We start from the raw sequence: 16260 nt of genomic DNA, 5'->3' as shown, positions 1-16260 counted from the left end.
CATCCCCAAAGTGATTAATTATGAAGTTAAAGATTAAAGCTCCTCAGTGGCATAACTCTTTATTAACTGATTATGAGAGATTAGCAATATTCAAAGAAGCAATAGAAAGTGTAGTTAAACCACATCATATAGTTTATGATTTAGGAACTGGCTCAGGAATTTTAGCAATGATTGCTGGCAGAATAGCAAAGAAAGTTTATGCTATTGAGTTAGATAGCTTCACTTATGAGTATGTAAAAGAAAATATTGAATTAAATAATTTTAAAAATATAGAGGCTATAGAGGGAGATGCTGAAATATATAACTTCAAAGAGAAGGCTGATGTTATTATAGCTGAGATGTTAGATACTGCCTTAATAACTGAGCCACAAGTTAAGGTTATAAATTCAATACATAGAAGAGGTTTATTAAAATATAGAGGAAAGTTAATACCTGAAAGAGTAGTATCATCAGCTCAAATTGTTGAATCTCCTCTAAATTATATTCATTATGATGAAGATGATAAATATAGAGAGTTATCTAATGAAGTTATTTATGAAGAAGTTAATTTCTACAAAATAAATGATTTAGAAGTTGAATATATTTTTAACTTTAAATTAGACAATATAAATAAAAATTTAGCTTTGAAGTTAAGAACATATACTATATTAACTAATAAACATATATCAGGAAACTTAAAAATGCTTAATCCTCCATTAGTTATTCCTTTTGAGGCAAATAAAGAAGAATTTTCTTTATTATTAAGATATAAAAGAGGAGGAGACTTAGAGAGTATTAAGGTAGAGGTTTTATGATTTATGAGACAGTTGTAGTAACTAAGTTAAATAATAGATTGAACAAAGCTCCAATAGGAACATATATTAAAGATAAAAAGGTAAGGATGAAAATTTTTGAAGGCTCACATACTTATGAAAATCTACTAAATCAGGATTACTTTTCTGTTAATGTTGTTGAGCCAATTAAAATAGCTGAGGCAGTTTTAACTGATGATGATGAATATCTATTTTATAGAGATATTCCTTTTGTTAAAGGATATTATTCAATATTTTATAAAGTAGTAAGTAGAAAAATTATAAATAGAGAAGATAAATTAGGAAAAAGTAAAATTTTACTAATAGAAGGGGAGGAAATTGATAGAATCTATTTTAATAGAGAAATAAAACCTTATTGTAGAGCTGATGGTTTAATTGTAGAGATGGCTATTTTGTATTCAAGGAGACATTTAAAAGATATAGAAAAAGATATATTAGAGTTATATAAAATTATAAAAAAAGTTGGTAGTAAAGAACATAAAAATCTTGCTGAAAAATTTGTAAAGGAGATGTTAAAGGGGTAATAAAAATGTATGAAAATATAGTTGAAAATTTGATAAAAAGCATTAAAGACTTTAAAGATAGTAATAGAGATGTTGTAAAGATAATAAATCAACTAAAAGATGTGCTAAATAATGTTGAAAAAACTTTGGAAATTATAGAATGTAAATATTATGAAGTTATTGAAAAAGATAAATATAATATAAAATTACTTGAGGACTTAATAAAAAACTTGGAAAATCTTCACAATGTTATAGAAAATGTTAAAAGTATGATATTAAGCTTAGGAGCTAATATGGAAAGAAACGAAGATTCACTGAGTAAATTAGAAAAAACTTTAGAGAAATTAAAAGATATTGATAAGGAAAAATATGTTCTAATATTTGGAGAATATAATGAAGCTATGAACCTTATAACACAAAATAAAAGTGATTTAAGAAATCTATTAGAAAAATGTGAAGTTATAAATAAAAGAATGGAAGAGTTATTGACAGAAATTGACAATAGAATATAAACTTTAATACATAATAATTCATTGATATTTTTTGTGTGGTGATGTGTAATGGGGGAAATAAAAATAGATGAATTAGATAGATTAATGTCAGAGCTTAACAATTATGTTGCAGAAGTTCATTATGGTTTAAATATAACAAATAAAAATTTAGAAAAATCTATAAAGTCATTAGAAAAATTGAGTAACAAGTTAGATATGCATATCTCTAATATCAAATTGGTAGGAAATTCCTTAGATGAATTAAATCTATATATGAATGAGTTAAATACAAAAATTAATGAAATTAAAAGTATAACAAATAAAAAGAGTCTTGAATATAAAACTGAGAAAATTATATTGAATCTTGAAAAAACTAATATAAAAATAAATAAAATCTCAGACATATTTAATAGCATTAATCATAGTAATTTATCTACATTATATAATCTTAAAGATATTAAAAATCTAATATATGTTGTAGTTGTTTTATCTATTATAAATATTGCATTATCTGCTGTAAAGTTTTTTTAAATATTTGTGACATTTCCTTCTATTTCATCAATTGTTTTAGTAATAAACTTATCAGAGATGTTTTCTAATGTTCTTAGTTGATGTAAATATTTATTGTCTAATAGATGTTTTATTTCATCTAAAAATTTCTTTTCTTCAACAGGATTTGGTAAAATTTTAGTTTTTGTTATTATATATATTTCTTCATTCATATATTCTATTGGATATATTATAATGTATTCATCACTTTGAATAACAACTTTTTTTACTTTTTTTAAATAATCTTTAATATTCTCAAAGATTCTAAATAGAGTTGAACCAAATTCATCAGAATCTTCATAAGTTGAAGCTATTATAAAACCTTCATCATTAGTTATAACAATATCATCAAACTCATAATTCAAAGATAACTCTACTAAATCAAACTCTTTACTAAATTTTTTATCATCAGTTGGTTCAATTTGCTTTTTTAATTCCTTTAAATTTTCCACAAGCTCCATTTCAATAACTTTAAATGATTGTTGTTTTTGGTTCTCTTTATATTTATATAATAGATATGCTAATATCCCTCCTAAAATAAAGCTGATAAAAAAAATTAGTTCATAATACATAATCTCACATTTATTCTATATTGATTGATATGTGTGTTGTATATTTTTCATATTTAGGAATTGTATTCTTAATAATCTTATCAACAATAATTTTTATAACTCCAGGGTCAATTTCTTTCTTGAATAGTCCAAATATACTCTTTCTAATTATTTTTATTTCTCCAGATATATAATATCTTCCATTCTCCCATTTTACATTAATATTAATATTAACATCTTTAACACCATCAATTTTCAAAATTTCATTTTTTATTTTCTCTTCAATTTCTTTTTTAAGTTCTTCTAAAAATTCATCATCTGGTCTCATAAATTCTTCTATAACTTCTTCTACCCATTCCTCATCTGGCTCAGTAATACCCAATCTTTTCAAAAGTTCTTCTCTTGAAAGCTCTTCTTCTTCCTCTATTTTATTGATTTCTTCAATTTCTTTAGCACCCATATCATCTGATTTAGCTTCAATTTCCTCTATTTTTTCTTCTTCAACTTCTTCAATTTTTAGTTTAGGATATGTTTCAAGTAAAATATTTAACTTAATTTCATCAAAATCATAAATATCAATAATATAATTATCTTTATCAGTTTCTAAGATTTCTTTTATTTTTTCATAGGCATCATTGCCAAATAAACTACCTTTGTCACATTCATAATAAGCTAAAATTGGATTTTTTCCTTTATAAACAATATATGCATTTTCTGTTCCTACTTTATCATAAATATTTACTAAAATTATTTTATTATTCTCTAAAAATGGAGTAATGTCATTAATATTCTTTGCAATTAGGTTATCTAATGGAATTGATAGTCTATCTTTTGAATATTTTCCCTCAAATTTGTCCTTTTCTAATTTAAGTTTAAAAATTTCTGGATATAACCATTTTAATAAATTAATTTTATCCTTTGTGTATCTATATACTTCAATGATCTTATTTTCTTTATTAAGTATTTCTAACACTTTACTTCTATCTCCAAATACTTCAACTTCTCTATTATCTGTATAATAAGCTCCAACTAATTTACCATTCTCAAAAAATAAATAACCTTCATGAAATCTATCTCCTTCTTTTGCATAAATTATAATATATCCAGTATCAACCTTAGATAGAACATCATCTAAATTTAATTCAGACATTGTTTTTACATAATCACCTTCAATAATTTTAATCATAAATCTTTCACCTTCAGTATTAAGTATGCAAAAGTTGCAGCTCCAAAGCCATTATCTATATTTACAACAGCTAACCCAGGAGAGCATGAGTGTAACATAGACAATAAAGGAGTAATTTCAATAGTAGCTGTTGAAGTTGGGACTCCAATAACAGGAACATCAACTAATGACGAAACAACTGATGGAAGTGCTCCTTCCATCCCAGCTATGACTATAATAACTGATACTTTATTTATAATCATTTCTCTTAATATTGGAAATAACCTATGTATTCCTGCTACTCCAACATCATAGGAAGTTATATATCTCACACCTAAAAAATCTAATGTTTCTTTAGCTTCTTCTGCTATGGGTATATCTGCTGTTCCAGCTGTTATAATTCCTACACAACCCTTTACTACATTTCTATTTTTATGGAGATAATCCTTTCTAATAATTGTTAAAGTTTTTGCTTTTTCATTTATTTTAATTGTGTAGTTATCTAAATCTTCATTGTAGTTTTTAATTTTTTCTTTTAATTCTTCAATATTATAAATTTTTGTGGCAAGAGCTTTTCCATTCTTTTTAGCTAAGTTTATTGTGCCTTCTATTATCTCATCTATACACTTTCCCTTCCCATAAACCACTTCTGGAATTCCAGTTCTTAACTCTCTATTAATATCTAACTTAAATTTTTCTAATTTTTCTATATAATCTAATTTAATTAACTTTTCTACTTCATCAATATCTAATTTTCCTTTTTTAAAATCTAATAAAATGTCTCTTAGACTTTCTCCCATTCTATCCCAGAATTTTCAAAAAAGGATATACACTTTTTTTTCATTTCACTTTTACATCCTTTCCAATCTATTAAAACTTTATCAATCTCACTCTTATTTAACATCTGTTTTAAAATATCCTCTTTAATATTTATATACTTAGGAACTAAATAACCAAAATAGTATTTATTTTGTAAAGCTAACTTTGTAAATTTTGGGGCATAATGTCCTCCACCAATGCCAAGAACTCTATCTAATTCTTCATAATCTTGATTCTCTAAGCATTCTATACTTTCAACTATTGCATTAGCAACTATTTTCCCAGCCTTTTCATTAGTCCATTCTTTTTCACTACTTCCTATTTCCACAAAAACACTATACCCATCTAAATCTGTTGGTGTATGATGAACAACTTCAAAAGATACATTATATCCAATGTTATTATATTTATTTAAATTTTTTAGTATTAATGTATTCAAAACTGCATCTGCTGGACATATTTCTTTATCTAACAATCCAGGAACATGGACTGTTAAAGAAGGTAAATTTCTCTCACTTCTATGTTTTGAGAGAAAAATGTAATAATCAGATTTTTTTAAATCCTCTCTTTTTATATCTAACAAATCTTTTTCAGTATAATATATATCAAAATACTCCTCAAGATGTTTAGCAATATTTAAACTTGCTAAATCTTTTTTGGATGATATAAATAAATATTTCATAATTTCCCACATATAAAAGATTTTTGTAAAATTTAGAATTATTTTAATACAATAAAGTTATTATATAAGTTATTATTATTAAATGATACTCACTATATTTTTTAGGAGGTTACTATGGTAGTTGAAATTAAAAAGAATATATATTGGGTAGGGGCAATTGATTGGGAATTAAGAGAATTTCATGCACACTATACACCATTTGGGACTACTTACAACTCCTATTTAATCACTGGAGAGAAAAATATATTAATAGACACAGTAAAAGAAACTTTTGCAGATGAACTTTTATGTAGAATATGGGATGTCATTGATATTAGAGATTTAGATTATATAATTGTTAATCATGCTGAAAAAGACCATACAGGGGCATTACCAAAAATTGTTGAATATAGTGGGGCTAAAATAATAACAAATGAAAAATGCAAAGAACTATTATCTTTATGTTATAATACAAAAAATTGGGAATTTATAACAGTTGATAACTATGAAACTATAAAATTAGGAAATAAAAGGTTTAAATTTATACATACTCCAATGTTACATTGGCCAGATAATATGATTACTTATTTAGCAGATGATAAGATTCTATTTTCAAATGACGCATTTGGACAACATTATGCATCTACTCAGAGATTTGATGATGATATTAGAGGATACTCTATGTATTATGCAAAAGAATACTTTGCAAATGTTCTAATGCCTTATAAAACATTAATTATTGATTTAATAAAAACTATAAAGGAGTTAGAAATTGATATAATTGCTCCAGCTCATGGTGTAATATGGAGAAAATATATTGATGAAATCTTAAAGAGATATGAGCAGTGGGCATTTTCAAAGTATAAAAATAAAGCTGTTATTGTTTATGACACCATATATAACTCAACTAAAAAAATGGCTCATGCATTAGCTTGTGGTTTAATAGAAGAGGGTATTAATGTAAAAATATTTGATGCATCTAATACGCCATTATCAAAAATTATAACTGAAATGGTAGATGCTAAATATGTATTAATTGGCTCACCTACAATGAATAGGAATGTACATCCAACAATTGGAAAGTTATTAACTTATTTATTAAGTATAAAACCTTATGATAAAATTGGGGTAGCCTTTGGTTCTTATGGTTGGAATGAATGTGCAACAAATAAAATAAAATTGGTATTTGAGGAGCTTAACTACAAGATTATAGATGATGATATTCTAAAAATAAGAATGTGTCCAACAAAAGAACAATTATACAAATTAAAAGAGTTTGGACATGAATTAGCTAAAATAGACTTATAAAATTTCTGCTTCATCTAAATATACATTTTTAGTTTTAGATATTGGAATCTTTTTGTTAATTATATCTTTTAATAAATCTATAGCATTAGTATATTTTCTATTTGAAAAACTATATAAATAACAATCTTTTACAAAAACTTTATCATATTTTTTTAAAAAGCTATCAACTCTCTTTTTATTATAAATAGGAGGTCCAAGTTTAATCATAATGTTTGGTAGTTCATCTACTAAAAACTCTAATTCAATAAATCCATAATTTTCATCTAAGTAGCATTTATATGTTAATAGCTTAAATTCATGCTGCTCTAAAATTTTAACAATAGATTTTAATAACTTCTCTAACTGTGGATATACAATATCATCAGATATTTTATCTCTTGGAATCTTTAATTTAATAACTTTACCTTTCTCTCTATTGTTTAGATTTTTCTCTATAATTTCCTTATAGTTATAAAAAAATTCTTTTTTTGGGTTTTTTAAAAATTCTCTTGAATAGAAAATAAATTTACAATAGTTGTCTCTTGATAGTGCAGCAGCTACATTCCTATTTATATCTACTGGGTCATAAACTACCAATGGCTCATCAAATTCTTTAAATTTAATATCTCCATAGAGTTTATATATATCATCTAAAATAATAACTTTCTTCTTTTTCCAATTTTGTGCATCTTCCAATAAATTTAAAAAAGAATTATATTTTAAAATTAAAAGCTCACATAAATATCCAGAAAATCCTTTAGTTTTTACATCAGAACCATACAATCCTAAACTTTTTAAAAAAGCTTTTAATAATCTAACTTCATCACATAACTGAGGTGTTAATCTTTCTATTAAAAATTTATGATGTAGAGGAGTTCTATCAACAGCAGAAATTATTCTTTCTCCAAACTCTATCTTATAACATGGAACAATATCTACTTTATATTTATCAACATACCCCCTTATGTATGGATGAGAGGCATAGTTTATTTCATACTTTCCATTTAACTCTTCAATAGCTTTCTTACCTAAATATAAACCTTCTTCTTCTAATTTCTCAATTGAAACTCTTTTATTAAACAATATAAAAATATCAATATCATAAGAACCTTTTAAGTTTGTATTTCTCGCAGAAGAACCAACAAATAGAACATCTTCTACATTCTTTGAAGAATATTTTTTAATAATATTGATTAACTTATCAGCTAAATTATGGATTTTTTCCATTTCTTCCTTATCTGGTTTAATATCTTTAAGAATTTCACTAAAATCCATACTCTCACAAAAAATTAAAAAATTTTACTGCTTAATCTTATTAATTAAATAAGGCATTAATCCTCCTGCCTCTAAAATCTCCATCATAAACTCAGGGAGTTTTTGTCCTTGAATTATTTCTCCTGTTGTTAAATTCTTTATAATTCCTGTTTTTAAATCTACTTCTAACTCATCTCCTTCATTTACTTTTTTAGTTATGTCTTTACACTCTATTAATGGAAGTCCAATGTTTATAGCATTTCTATAAAAGATTCTTGCAAAACTTTCAGCAATAACAACAGATATTCCAGCAGCTTTTAATCCAATTGGAGCATGTTCTCTTGAAGAGCCACATCCAAAGTTTTTTCCTGCAACTATTATGTCTCCTTTTTTTACTTTTTTTGGAAATTCTTCATCTATCCCAGTCATTACATATTTAGCTAATTCTTCTGGTTCTGTATGCACTAAATATCTTGCTGGCATTATTGCATCAGTATCTACATTATCCCCAAACTTCCAAACTCTTCCTTTTATCTTATCCATAAAATCACCAAAAAATTTTTTTATGATTTTTATGAAATAGAGATTATAACAACTACTAAAATAAAAATTTTCTTTTATATATACTAACTCTTAATTTTTTCTCTTTTAATTAATTTAAATTTTTTGCTTCCACACTCACATATTAAATCTTCAACTTTCTTAATTTTTTCATTTAATCCAACTTTATAAACTTTCCCACATTTTACACATTTATAGTATCTAATAACAGGTTTAACTAATCCAGTATATAATTTATCTAAACTGCCTATATTTGGTTTTAGATTTTTTCCTACCAATCTTGATATAAATGTAATATTGCCTATTATTTCACTACCTTCATAGTAATTGAATTTTGGAATTAATTCAGTTATAACAAAGTTCATTTTTGTTATTTCTTCCTGAATCTTTAACCATTCATCTATTGGTTTATGAGAGTAGGAGAGATAGGCTACTCCACTAAAATCTTTTAGAGCTTCTATACCCCTTGACAAAAATAGTTTTAGTCCATCTACTGTATAGGGAGGGTCAGTTGAGAAAATATCAAAACTCTCTTTTATTTTTTCTGGAAGTTCTTTCCTTAAATCATGCTTTATACATTCTATTTTTACATTTTCTTTTTCACAAAACCTTTTAATTAAATTTAAAAGTCTTTCATCTATATCTACAACATAAACTTTATTTGGAAAGTTTGTTAATGCTGTTGGTAAGGATGTTAAATCATCATCTCCAATAAATATAATATCTTTTCCTTCTAAATCTCCTCTCTCATACATTAAAGCTGTTCTATAAACTGATGTTTCAGGAGTAGCAAATGATTGGTCTAATGAAGTATTAACTGTTGGTCTCTCTTTAAAGTATTTTTTAACTCTCTCTAAAATCTCTTTAAAATAGTCATCTAAAACTATTCCTCTACCTTTACACAATGGACATTCTAAGGATTTTTTATATTTCAAACCTAAGAATTTAGCTAATTCTTCACCTTTTTCTGTGAGCTTTCCTTTGTATATAAATTTCTCTCTTTCTAAGTAACTCTTTATTTTTGCTACTATTGGTAGTGGTAATTTAGTTTTTTGAGATATTTTTTTTGTTGATATTTTCCCTTCTCTATATATTACTCTAAATACATCTTCAACAGCTCTTTTACCTTCACTAACTTTAACTTTTTTAGCTATTTTTTCTAAAATTATATTGAAATCTTCATTACTTTCTTTTTTATCTTTTCCTAACTTTCCAATTATCATACTAATCATTAAAATTTATTTTATAATAAAAAATCTGAGATATAATGCAAATATGAACCATATAATAGTTATAATTATTGCATGCTCTTTTTTTAGTTTATAGTTTAAAGGATATAGGGGTTTTATTCCTTTTGGAGTTAAAGAATCTCCAACTAAATGGGATAGATAGCCTGCAAATATTGGTAAAAAATAAAAAATAAATTCAGTTGAATATTTAAAACCAACTATTGTAAGTATTAACCAGCCAATTAGTGCATATATAATAACTTTCCCTAACAAATTTTCAGATGTGACCATAGCCAACATAAGTAAGGAGATGAAAGTAGGGGACAATATAGAAAGTTTATAAACAAAGTATCCCATAATCAAAGAAACCATTATTAATGAATAAAATGTGTGAGTATATGTCCTATGCTCAGAAAAGTAGGGAATTATAAAAATAAAAAATATTAGGACAGCTAAGATAAAAAATTCTAAATTGAATAATTTAGTATTAAAAAAATACAATAAAATATTAATTAGAACTATTGAGCCAGAGATTAATAATCCTCTTTTAACAATCTCTTCCTTGTATTCATGGTCTAAATCAGGATATAAAGCTCCAGCTAAAGCTAAGAATATATGCTCAGGAGAAAAAATGACAGGTAGAGAAAAAATTAATCCTAAAATAGTATGCCCTTTCCAGTTCATTTTCTCATCTTTAATAGTTTATATGCCTTCTCCAAATCTCCTGTCTCTAACAAAGCTCTTTCAACATCTTCCTTAGGAAACTTTTTTGATAGTATCTCAACACTTTCTTTAAACCATGGACTATTTTTTAAAATATATTCAGCAAGTTCTTTTTTTAGTTTCATATATTCCTCTGGAGAAATATTGTTTTTTCTAAGCTCTAAATCTCTATATGGGCATGGTTTAGTTATCTTACAACACCACACTAATGAGCCAAAACATGTATTTTTTCCTAAACCTAATTTACTTCTTTTACCAAATTCTTCTTTTAACTTTATAAACTCCTCTGGAGATAGTTTTAAAATATTTAGAGCTTGATGTATTGGACAGTATTTTATTGGAGGACAGCAAAAAGCTAATCCTCTTAAATCACCTCCTCTACATATGTGAGAAGGAGCATCTTTCCAAATAGTTATCACCTCATTTAATTATTTAAAAAAGCTATCTAATGTTAGTTGCTTTCCTTTATCTTTTTTCTTTTCTTTTTTATCTTTGCTCTCATCAGTTTTTTCTTCTTTTTCTTTATCTTTTGATTTAATTTCTTTATTTGTATCTTTTTTATTATCATCTTTTACTTCTTTAACTTCCTTTTTAACTTTTGATATTTCTACTTCTTTTTCTTTGTTCTCTTTAACTTTATGTTTTTCTTCATCTCCTTTTTTCTTTTCTTTTTTACTTTCTACTTTTCTAATATTTTCTTTTATTTTTTTAACTAACTTTAATATATCATTTCCAAATAGATTTTTTATTTCTTCCTCAGTAAATTCATAGAATAAACATAATTCAGCAACTTTCTCAGGATTTGATTTTGATAAAAGTTTTAAACTTTCCAACTCTAACCTTGCTCTTCTTGTGGATGTATGTGTTTTTTCAGCTATCTTTTTTAAAATTTTCTTTAAGAATTCTCTTTCAGCTTTTGTTTTAGCCAATAATCTAAATATTTTTGGATATCTATATGGTGTCCATTTTCTGTATTTATGCTCCTTAGAAAGAGCAACACCAGCAGTCATTAGATTTGTTGCATACTTCCAAAATGAATAGTTTTGTGTCTTGATAGCTCTACCTAAAAACATATCTGCCTTAGAGAGATAATCAAAAGCTTTGGCAATCTCTTCTTTTTTTTCATATTCATTAGGAATATTTTCAGATAACCATTCAATAACTATGTCTGGTGTTTCATCTACATTCATTAGTGCTGTTGTAGCAATTCCATACTTCTCTGTCTTTAAAATTATCCTTATTGCATCAAAAATGTTTTTTTCTCTATCTCTATCAGGAAGTTTTTGAGCTGATTCATAACTTAAATCATTTGCCAAAGCTAATGCTTCTAAATCATTTATAGCACTTCTTAAATCTCCTGCTGAATGTTGAGCTATCATTCTAAGGGTTTTGTCATCTACATTCAATCCTTCTTTTTCAGCTATCTTTTTTAAAACTTTATATATATCCCTAACAGAGAGAGGTTTTAATTCAATAAGTTCAACATAACCTAATAAAGTCCTTAAATTTGGAGAATAAGGGTCATTAGCTGTTAAAATTATTGGATTTTTTGCTTTTTTAATAATTTTTATTAACTCTGAAACTCCTCCACTATCTTCTTTTGAAGATATCCCATCTACTTCATCTAAAATAATTAAAACCCTATTTCCTAATATTGATTTTGATGTAGCTGACTGTCCAACAATCCTCCTAATATGTTCAGCATTTCTCTTATCACTGGCATTTAACTCAATAACATCTAATCCATAAGTGTTGGCTAATGCATAAGCCAAAGTTGTTTTTCCAATTCCAGGAGGTCCAGCCAACAGTATTGGTTTTTGCACTTTTCCTTTTAAAAAACTCTCTATCCAATTTTTTAATTTTTCTTTAACTTTATCCTGTCCAACAACTTCATCCAAGGTTTTTGGTCTATACTTTTCTACCCAGTTCATACTTTCACAACTTTAATATCAAAAGAGAATATATACTCTCTTGGTGCATAACTCTTAACAATCCTCTTATTTAATATTTTAAATTCACATTTATTTATAAATGGTTTTATTGCTTCATCAAAATCTTTTCCTATGGTATAATAATGAATAACTCCACCTTCTTTTACTAACTCTAAAGCTTTATCAATAAATTTATATGAATATTTTGGCAAGTTCATTATAATTCTGTCTCCTTTTAAATTCACTTCTCTAACATCTGATAATATAGGAATTATTTTATGTTGTAGCTTATTCATTTCTATGTTTTTCTTTAACAAATCAATTGCATAAGGATTAATATCTATTGCATAAATTTTTTTAGCATTCTTACAAGCAATAGAAAAAGGTCCAACACCAGAGAACATATCAATAACTATCTCATTTCCTTTAACTAACTCTCCAACTCTCTTCCTTTCCCAACCTAATCTTGGAGAAAAATAAACATTTGCTATATCAACATATAACCTATAATTATTTTCTTTATGGATAGTTAGAGTTCTATTTTCTCCTGCTAAATGTTCTATCTCTCTAACTCTATACTCACCTTTAATTTCACTTTTTCTTCTAAAAACTCCTCTACAAGGAATTAGTTTATAAGCCAACTCACCAATATCTTTCCTTATATTGTAAGGAACTTCATCATCAATTTGGAGTAAAACTAAATCACCAATATGGTCATAAGATAAAGATACTAACTTATTTTTAACTAAGTTAGAGTATTTCTCTAAAACTACATCTCTAAAACTTTTTTGTTTATTTTTCTTAATTTTTTCTAAATCTTTCTCAACAATATCAAACTCTACATTTATTAAATTTTGTAAAATTTCTTCATTAATATTATATATTGGAATGTACAGATAATTATTATCCTTTTCTATTTTATACTCCTTATTGTATATAGAGTTCTCTATCAAAATTCTCCTTACACTTTCTCCAAATTTTTTATTTACTTTTAGAGCTTTTACCATAAATTAACCTTCCAAGATTTTTATTATAACTTTTCTAACCCTTGGGCCATCAAATTCAGCAAAAAATATTCCTTGCCAAGTTCCTAATAATGGTTTGTTATCTTTAATTATTATAGTTTTTTCATTTCCTACTAAACAACTCTTAATATGTGCATCAGAATTGCCTTCTAAGTGTTTAAAATTAAAATTTATTGGAACTAAATAATTTAAGAAATTTATTATATCTTCTCTAACAGAGTAATCAGCATTCTCATTAATTACAATTCCAGCAGTTGTATGAGGACAATATATAATAGCAATCCCTTCTTTAACATTACTTTCTTCTATTGCATTAACAACTAAATCTGTTATATCAATTAGCTCTTCTCTTTTACAGCTTCTTATTTTATATTCATATATCAAGATTAATCACCTCCTACCTACATAAACACCTACATAATTATTAACATTATTGTTTGCAAAAAAATAATATATATAGCCTCCTATTAAAATAATATAACGAAGATGTATCGGGGAGATGTGAAAAGGGGCTTAAATGTATTTTACTAACTCTATAATACTTATTTTCTTTGAGGTGATAGGTAATGATGAGCTATATAAGAGGTAAGAAAGGGGCAATGGGAATAGGGACATTGATAGTCTTCATAGCGATGGTATTAGTTGCAGCAGTAGCTGCTGCAGTATTAATCAATACAAGCGGTTTCCTCCAACAAAAAGCTATGGCCACAGGTAAGCAATCTACTGAACAAGTATCAAGTGGTTTAATTTGTAAAGGAATAACAGGACACTATGATGGAACTGGATTAGATGCAATAGCAATTTATATATCTCCAAATGCAGGAAGTGCTCCTATTGATTTAAAACAAACAAAAGTTATTTTAACATATGATGGTAAAACAGCATCTTTAGTATATAATGGAGTAACAACAGAAACTGAAGGCACTGATAACTTATTTGGAATTGGTAACTGGACAAATGCAGATGCAACTCACTTTGTTGTAGGTATTATTCAAGATGCTGATAAATCCCTAAATCAAGGAGTAATTGACAGTGGAGATTTAGCAGTATTGTTAGTTAATGTAAGTAAAGTATTTGGTGAGTCAATACCAACAAGACAAACAATAACAGGAAGTGTAGTTCCAGAATTTGGGGCACCAGCAGTTATTGAATTCACTACACCAGCTTCATATACACAAGATGTATTTGAATTACAATAAAAAAAAACTAATAATTAATTACTTCTAACTAACTGAGGTGATAGGTAATGATGAGCTATATAAGAGGTAAGAAAGGGGCAATGGGAATAGGGACATTGATAGTCTTCATAGCGATGGTATTAGTTGCAGCAGTAGCTGCTGCAGTATTAATCAATACAAGCGGTTTCCTCCAACAAAAAGCTATGGCCACAGGTAAGCAATCTACTGAACAAGTAGCAAGCGGTTTATACATTAAAGAAATCCAAGGTAGATATAACACTACAAACCAAATAAGTCAATTGGCTATATTCATAACACCAAATGCAGGAAGTGCTCCTATTGATTTAAGTCAAGTAAAAATACAAATTAGCAATGGTACTAAAACATTAATATTAACATACAACTCATCATTCTACAGTGATAATACATCAGGTACTTCAGATATATTTGATGTACCTACTACTGCTAACTCATCATGGGCATTATCAAATGGTACTGCAATTACCGCATACTTGCCAGCAAACAACTTTGGTATAATCGTATTACAAGATGCTGATGGTTCATGTAAAGCAAATACTCCTGTTATTGATAGTGGAGATTTAGTAGTATTAACAATTAACACAGGATTAAATACCGTAAATTTAGGATTAGCTCCAAGAACCCAAGTAACAGGAAGCGTTATTCCAGAATTTGGAGCACCAGCAGTTATATCATTTGTAACACCAGCAACATATGTTCTAAATTCAAATACTAAAGATGGTGTTGTAACCTTACAATAAACCAGGATAGTAACTCTCTCTTAGTTAATCAAAACTTTTAAGGTGATAGGTAATGATGAGCTATATAAGAGGTAAGAAAGGGGCAATGGGAATAGGGACATTGATAGTCTTCATAGCGATGGTATTAGTTGCAGCAGTAGCTGCTGCAGTATTAATCAATACAAGCGGTTTCCTCCAACAAAAAGCTATGGCCACAGGTAAGCAATCTACTGAACAAGTAGCAAGCGGTTTATCTTGTATGGAAGTTTTAGGTATTCACAATGGAACAGATATTAACTATTTAGCAATCTATATAACACCAAATGCAGGAAGTGCTCCTATTGATTTAAAACAAACTACTGTAATGCTAACTGCAAATGATAAAAAAATTATATTAAAATTAAATGATTCAGCCTTTACAGATAAGGCTACATTTGAAAGCTCAGGAGATATTGGTGACTTAAGTTTAACTGCTTGGAAAGGAGCTACAGCTGGTAAGTTTGGTATAATTGTTATAAGAGATGATGACAACTCCTGTACAGCAAGTGCTCCAGTAATTGATAAAGGAGATATTGTTGCATTAACTGTTAACTTAACAGCAAATAATATGGCATTACCAACAAGAACACCAGTTACTGGAAGTGTAGTTCCAGAATTTGGAGCACCAGCAGTTATTGAATTCACTACACCAGCTTCATACTTAGATAACTTAAAAGAAATCCAATTACAATAATTTTCTCCTCTAAATAATTTTTTTTAGAAA

20 protein-coding genes are annotated in these 16260 nt (G+C 26.9%); 8 read left to right on the top strand and 12 right to left on the bottom strand.

Features of this window, described 5'->3' with window-relative positions; translation table 11 throughout:
* The first annotated feature begins 20 nt into the window (after positions 1 to 20).
* The 4 genes from ACPB8Q_RS03775 to ACPB8Q_RS03760 are packed head-to-tail and all read left to right on the top strand — an operon-like array spanning position 21 to position 2337.
* Positions 21 to 794 (top strand): 50S ribosomal protein L11 methyltransferase, encoded by a 774-nt coding sequence (locus tag ACPB8Q_RS03775; RefSeq protein ID WP_423793341.1) that lies wholly within the window; start codon positions 21 to 23, stop codon positions 792 to 794.
* On the top strand, positions 791 to 1336 hold the full coding sequence (locus ACPB8Q_RS03770; RefSeq protein ID WP_423793340.1) for a DUF447 domain-containing protein: 546 nt from the start codon (positions 791 to 793) through the stop codon (positions 1334 to 1336). Before ACPB8Q_RS03775 ends, ACPB8Q_RS03770 begins: the two co-directional genes overlap by 4 nt.
* Positions 1337 to 1341: 5 nt before the next feature.
* Positions 1342 to 1827 carry a hypothetical protein gene (locus tag ACPB8Q_RS03765; RefSeq protein WP_423793339.1) on the top strand — a complete coding sequence of 162 codons (486 nt, stop codon included), beginning with the start codon at positions 1342 to 1344 and terminating at the stop codon, positions 1825 to 1827.
* Positions 1828 to 1875: 48 nt separating this feature from the next.
* A complete protein-coding gene (locus ACPB8Q_RS03760) occupies positions 1876 to 2337 on the top strand; it encodes a hypothetical protein (RefSeq protein WP_423793338.1) in 462 nt (153 codons plus the stop codon).
* On the opposite strand, the gene ACPB8Q_RS03755 is transcribed toward ACPB8Q_RS03760, so the two are convergent.
* The 4 genes from ACPB8Q_RS03755 to ACPB8Q_RS03740 are packed head-to-tail and all read right to left on the bottom strand — an operon-like array spanning position 2334 to position 5572.
* A complete protein-coding gene (locus tag ACPB8Q_RS03755) occupies positions 2334 to 2927 on the bottom strand; it encodes a roadblock/LC7 domain-containing protein (protein WP_423793337.1) in 594 nt (197 codons plus the stop codon). The genes ACPB8Q_RS03760 and ACPB8Q_RS03755 overlap by 4 nt on opposite strands.
* Positions 2928 to 2937: 10 nt before the next feature.
* Complete coding sequence (locus tag ACPB8Q_RS03750) at positions 2938 to 4092, bottom strand: DUF2226 domain-containing protein (RefSeq protein WP_423793336.1); 1155 nt, start codon at positions 4090 to 4092, stop codon at positions 2938 to 2940.
* Positions 4089 to 4871 carry an AIR carboxylase family protein gene (larB, locus tag ACPB8Q_RS03745; protein ID WP_423793335.1) on the bottom strand — a complete coding sequence of 261 codons (783 nt, stop codon included), beginning with the start codon at positions 4869 to 4871 and terminating at the stop codon, positions 4089 to 4091. Before larB ends, ACPB8Q_RS03750 begins: the two co-directional genes overlap by 4 nt.
* Positions 4856 to 5572: a D-aminoacyl-tRNA deacylase gene (locus tag ACPB8Q_RS03740; protein ID WP_423793334.1), complete on the bottom strand. Its 717-nt coding sequence runs from the start codon at positions 5570 to 5572 to the stop codon at positions 4856 to 4858. Before ACPB8Q_RS03740 ends, larB begins: the two co-directional genes overlap by 16 nt.
* A 114-nt stretch (positions 5573 to 5686) precedes the next feature.
* Between ACPB8Q_RS03740 and ACPB8Q_RS03735 the strand changes: the two genes are divergently transcribed.
* A complete protein-coding gene (locus ACPB8Q_RS03735) occupies positions 5687 to 6859 on the top strand; it encodes an FprA family A-type flavoprotein (RefSeq protein ID WP_423793333.1) in 1173 nt (390 codons plus the stop codon).
* Here the strand turns inward: ACPB8Q_RS03735 and cca are convergent.
* From cca to ACPB8Q_RS03695, 8 genes are all read right to left on the bottom strand, one after another.
* Positions 6854 to 8113: a CCA tRNA nucleotidyltransferase gene (gene cca / locus ACPB8Q_RS03730; RefSeq protein ID WP_423793332.1), complete on the bottom strand. Its 1260-nt coding sequence runs from the start codon at positions 8111 to 8113 to the stop codon at positions 6854 to 6856. The two genes, ACPB8Q_RS03735 and cca, sit on opposite strands and share 6 nt — an antisense overlap.
* Before the next feature lie 24 nt (positions 8114 to 8137).
* Entirely contained in the window at positions 8138 to 8635 is a 498-nt protein-coding gene (gene leuD, locus ACPB8Q_RS03725) for an Isopropylmalate/citramalate isomerase small subunit (protein ID WP_423793331.1), read from the bottom strand.
* An 83-nt stretch (positions 8636 to 8718) separates the two neighbouring features.
* The gene (locus tag ACPB8Q_RS03720; RefSeq protein ID WP_423793330.1) at positions 8719 to 9876 is read right to left on the bottom strand and encodes a bis-aminopropyl spermidine synthase family protein; all 1158 of its coding nucleotides are present in this window, start codon (positions 9874 to 9876) and stop codon (positions 8719 to 8721) included.
* Between the two features lie 15 nt (positions 9877 to 9891).
* On the bottom strand, positions 9892 to 10566 hold the full coding sequence (locus tag ACPB8Q_RS03715) for a metal-dependent hydrolase (RefSeq protein WP_423793329.1): 675 nt from the start codon (positions 10564 to 10566) through the stop codon (positions 9892 to 9894).
* Complete coding sequence (locus ACPB8Q_RS03710; RefSeq protein ID WP_423793403.1) at positions 10563 to 11015, bottom strand: methanogenesis marker 9 domain-containing protein; 453 nt, start codon at positions 11013 to 11015, stop codon at positions 10563 to 10565. The genes ACPB8Q_RS03715 and ACPB8Q_RS03710 overlap by 4 nt, the downstream gene beginning before the upstream one ends.
* 18 nt (positions 11016 to 11033) lie before the next feature.
* Positions 11034 to 12536, bottom strand: a complete 1503-nt coding sequence (locus tag ACPB8Q_RS03705; RefSeq protein ID WP_423793328.1) for a replication factor C large subunit — start codon at positions 12534 to 12536, stop codon at positions 11034 to 11036.
* Entirely contained in the window at positions 12533 to 13543 is a 1011-nt protein-coding gene (gene trm5b / locus ACPB8Q_RS03700; RefSeq protein ID WP_423793327.1) for a class I SAM-dependent methyltransferase, read from the bottom strand. Before trm5b ends, ACPB8Q_RS03705 begins: the two co-directional genes overlap by 4 nt.
* A gap of 3 nt (positions 13544 to 13546) precedes the next feature.
* Positions 13547 to 13945 carry a YjbQ family protein gene (locus ACPB8Q_RS03695; RefSeq protein ID WP_423793326.1) on the bottom strand — a complete coding sequence of 133 codons (399 nt, stop codon included), beginning with the start codon at positions 13943 to 13945 and terminating at the stop codon, positions 13547 to 13549.
* Between the two features lie 182 nt (positions 13946 to 14127).
* Between ACPB8Q_RS03695 and ACPB8Q_RS03690 the strand changes: the two genes are divergently transcribed.
* Genes ACPB8Q_RS03690 through ACPB8Q_RS03680 form a run of 3 tightly spaced genes read left to right on the top strand, consistent with a single transcriptional unit; the run spans position 14128 to position 16230 of the window.
* Complete coding sequence (locus tag ACPB8Q_RS03690; protein WP_423793325.1) at positions 14128 to 14760, top strand: flagellin; 633 nt, start codon at positions 14128 to 14130, stop codon at positions 14758 to 14760.
* A 47-nt stretch (positions 14761 to 14807) separates the two neighbouring features.
* A complete protein-coding gene (locus ACPB8Q_RS03685; RefSeq protein ID WP_423793324.1) occupies positions 14808 to 15518 on the top strand; it encodes a flagellin in 711 nt (236 codons plus the stop codon).
* A gap of 52 nt (positions 15519 to 15570) precedes the next feature.
* Complete coding sequence (locus tag ACPB8Q_RS03680; RefSeq protein WP_423793323.1) at positions 15571 to 16230, top strand: flagellin; 660 nt, start codon at positions 15571 to 15573, stop codon at positions 16228 to 16230.
* The last annotated feature ends 30 nt before the right edge of the window (positions 16231 to 16260 follow it).

Origin of the sequence: Methanocaldococcus indicus (assembly GCF_049554935.1) — an archaeon.
GTDB classification, from domain to species: domain Archaea; phylum AGJL01; class Methanococci; order Methanococcales; family Methanocaldococcaceae; genus Methanocaldococcus; species Methanocaldococcus indicus.
Note: the sequence above shows the minus strand (reverse complement) of the source record. Positions and strands in the feature narration are given on the sequence as shown.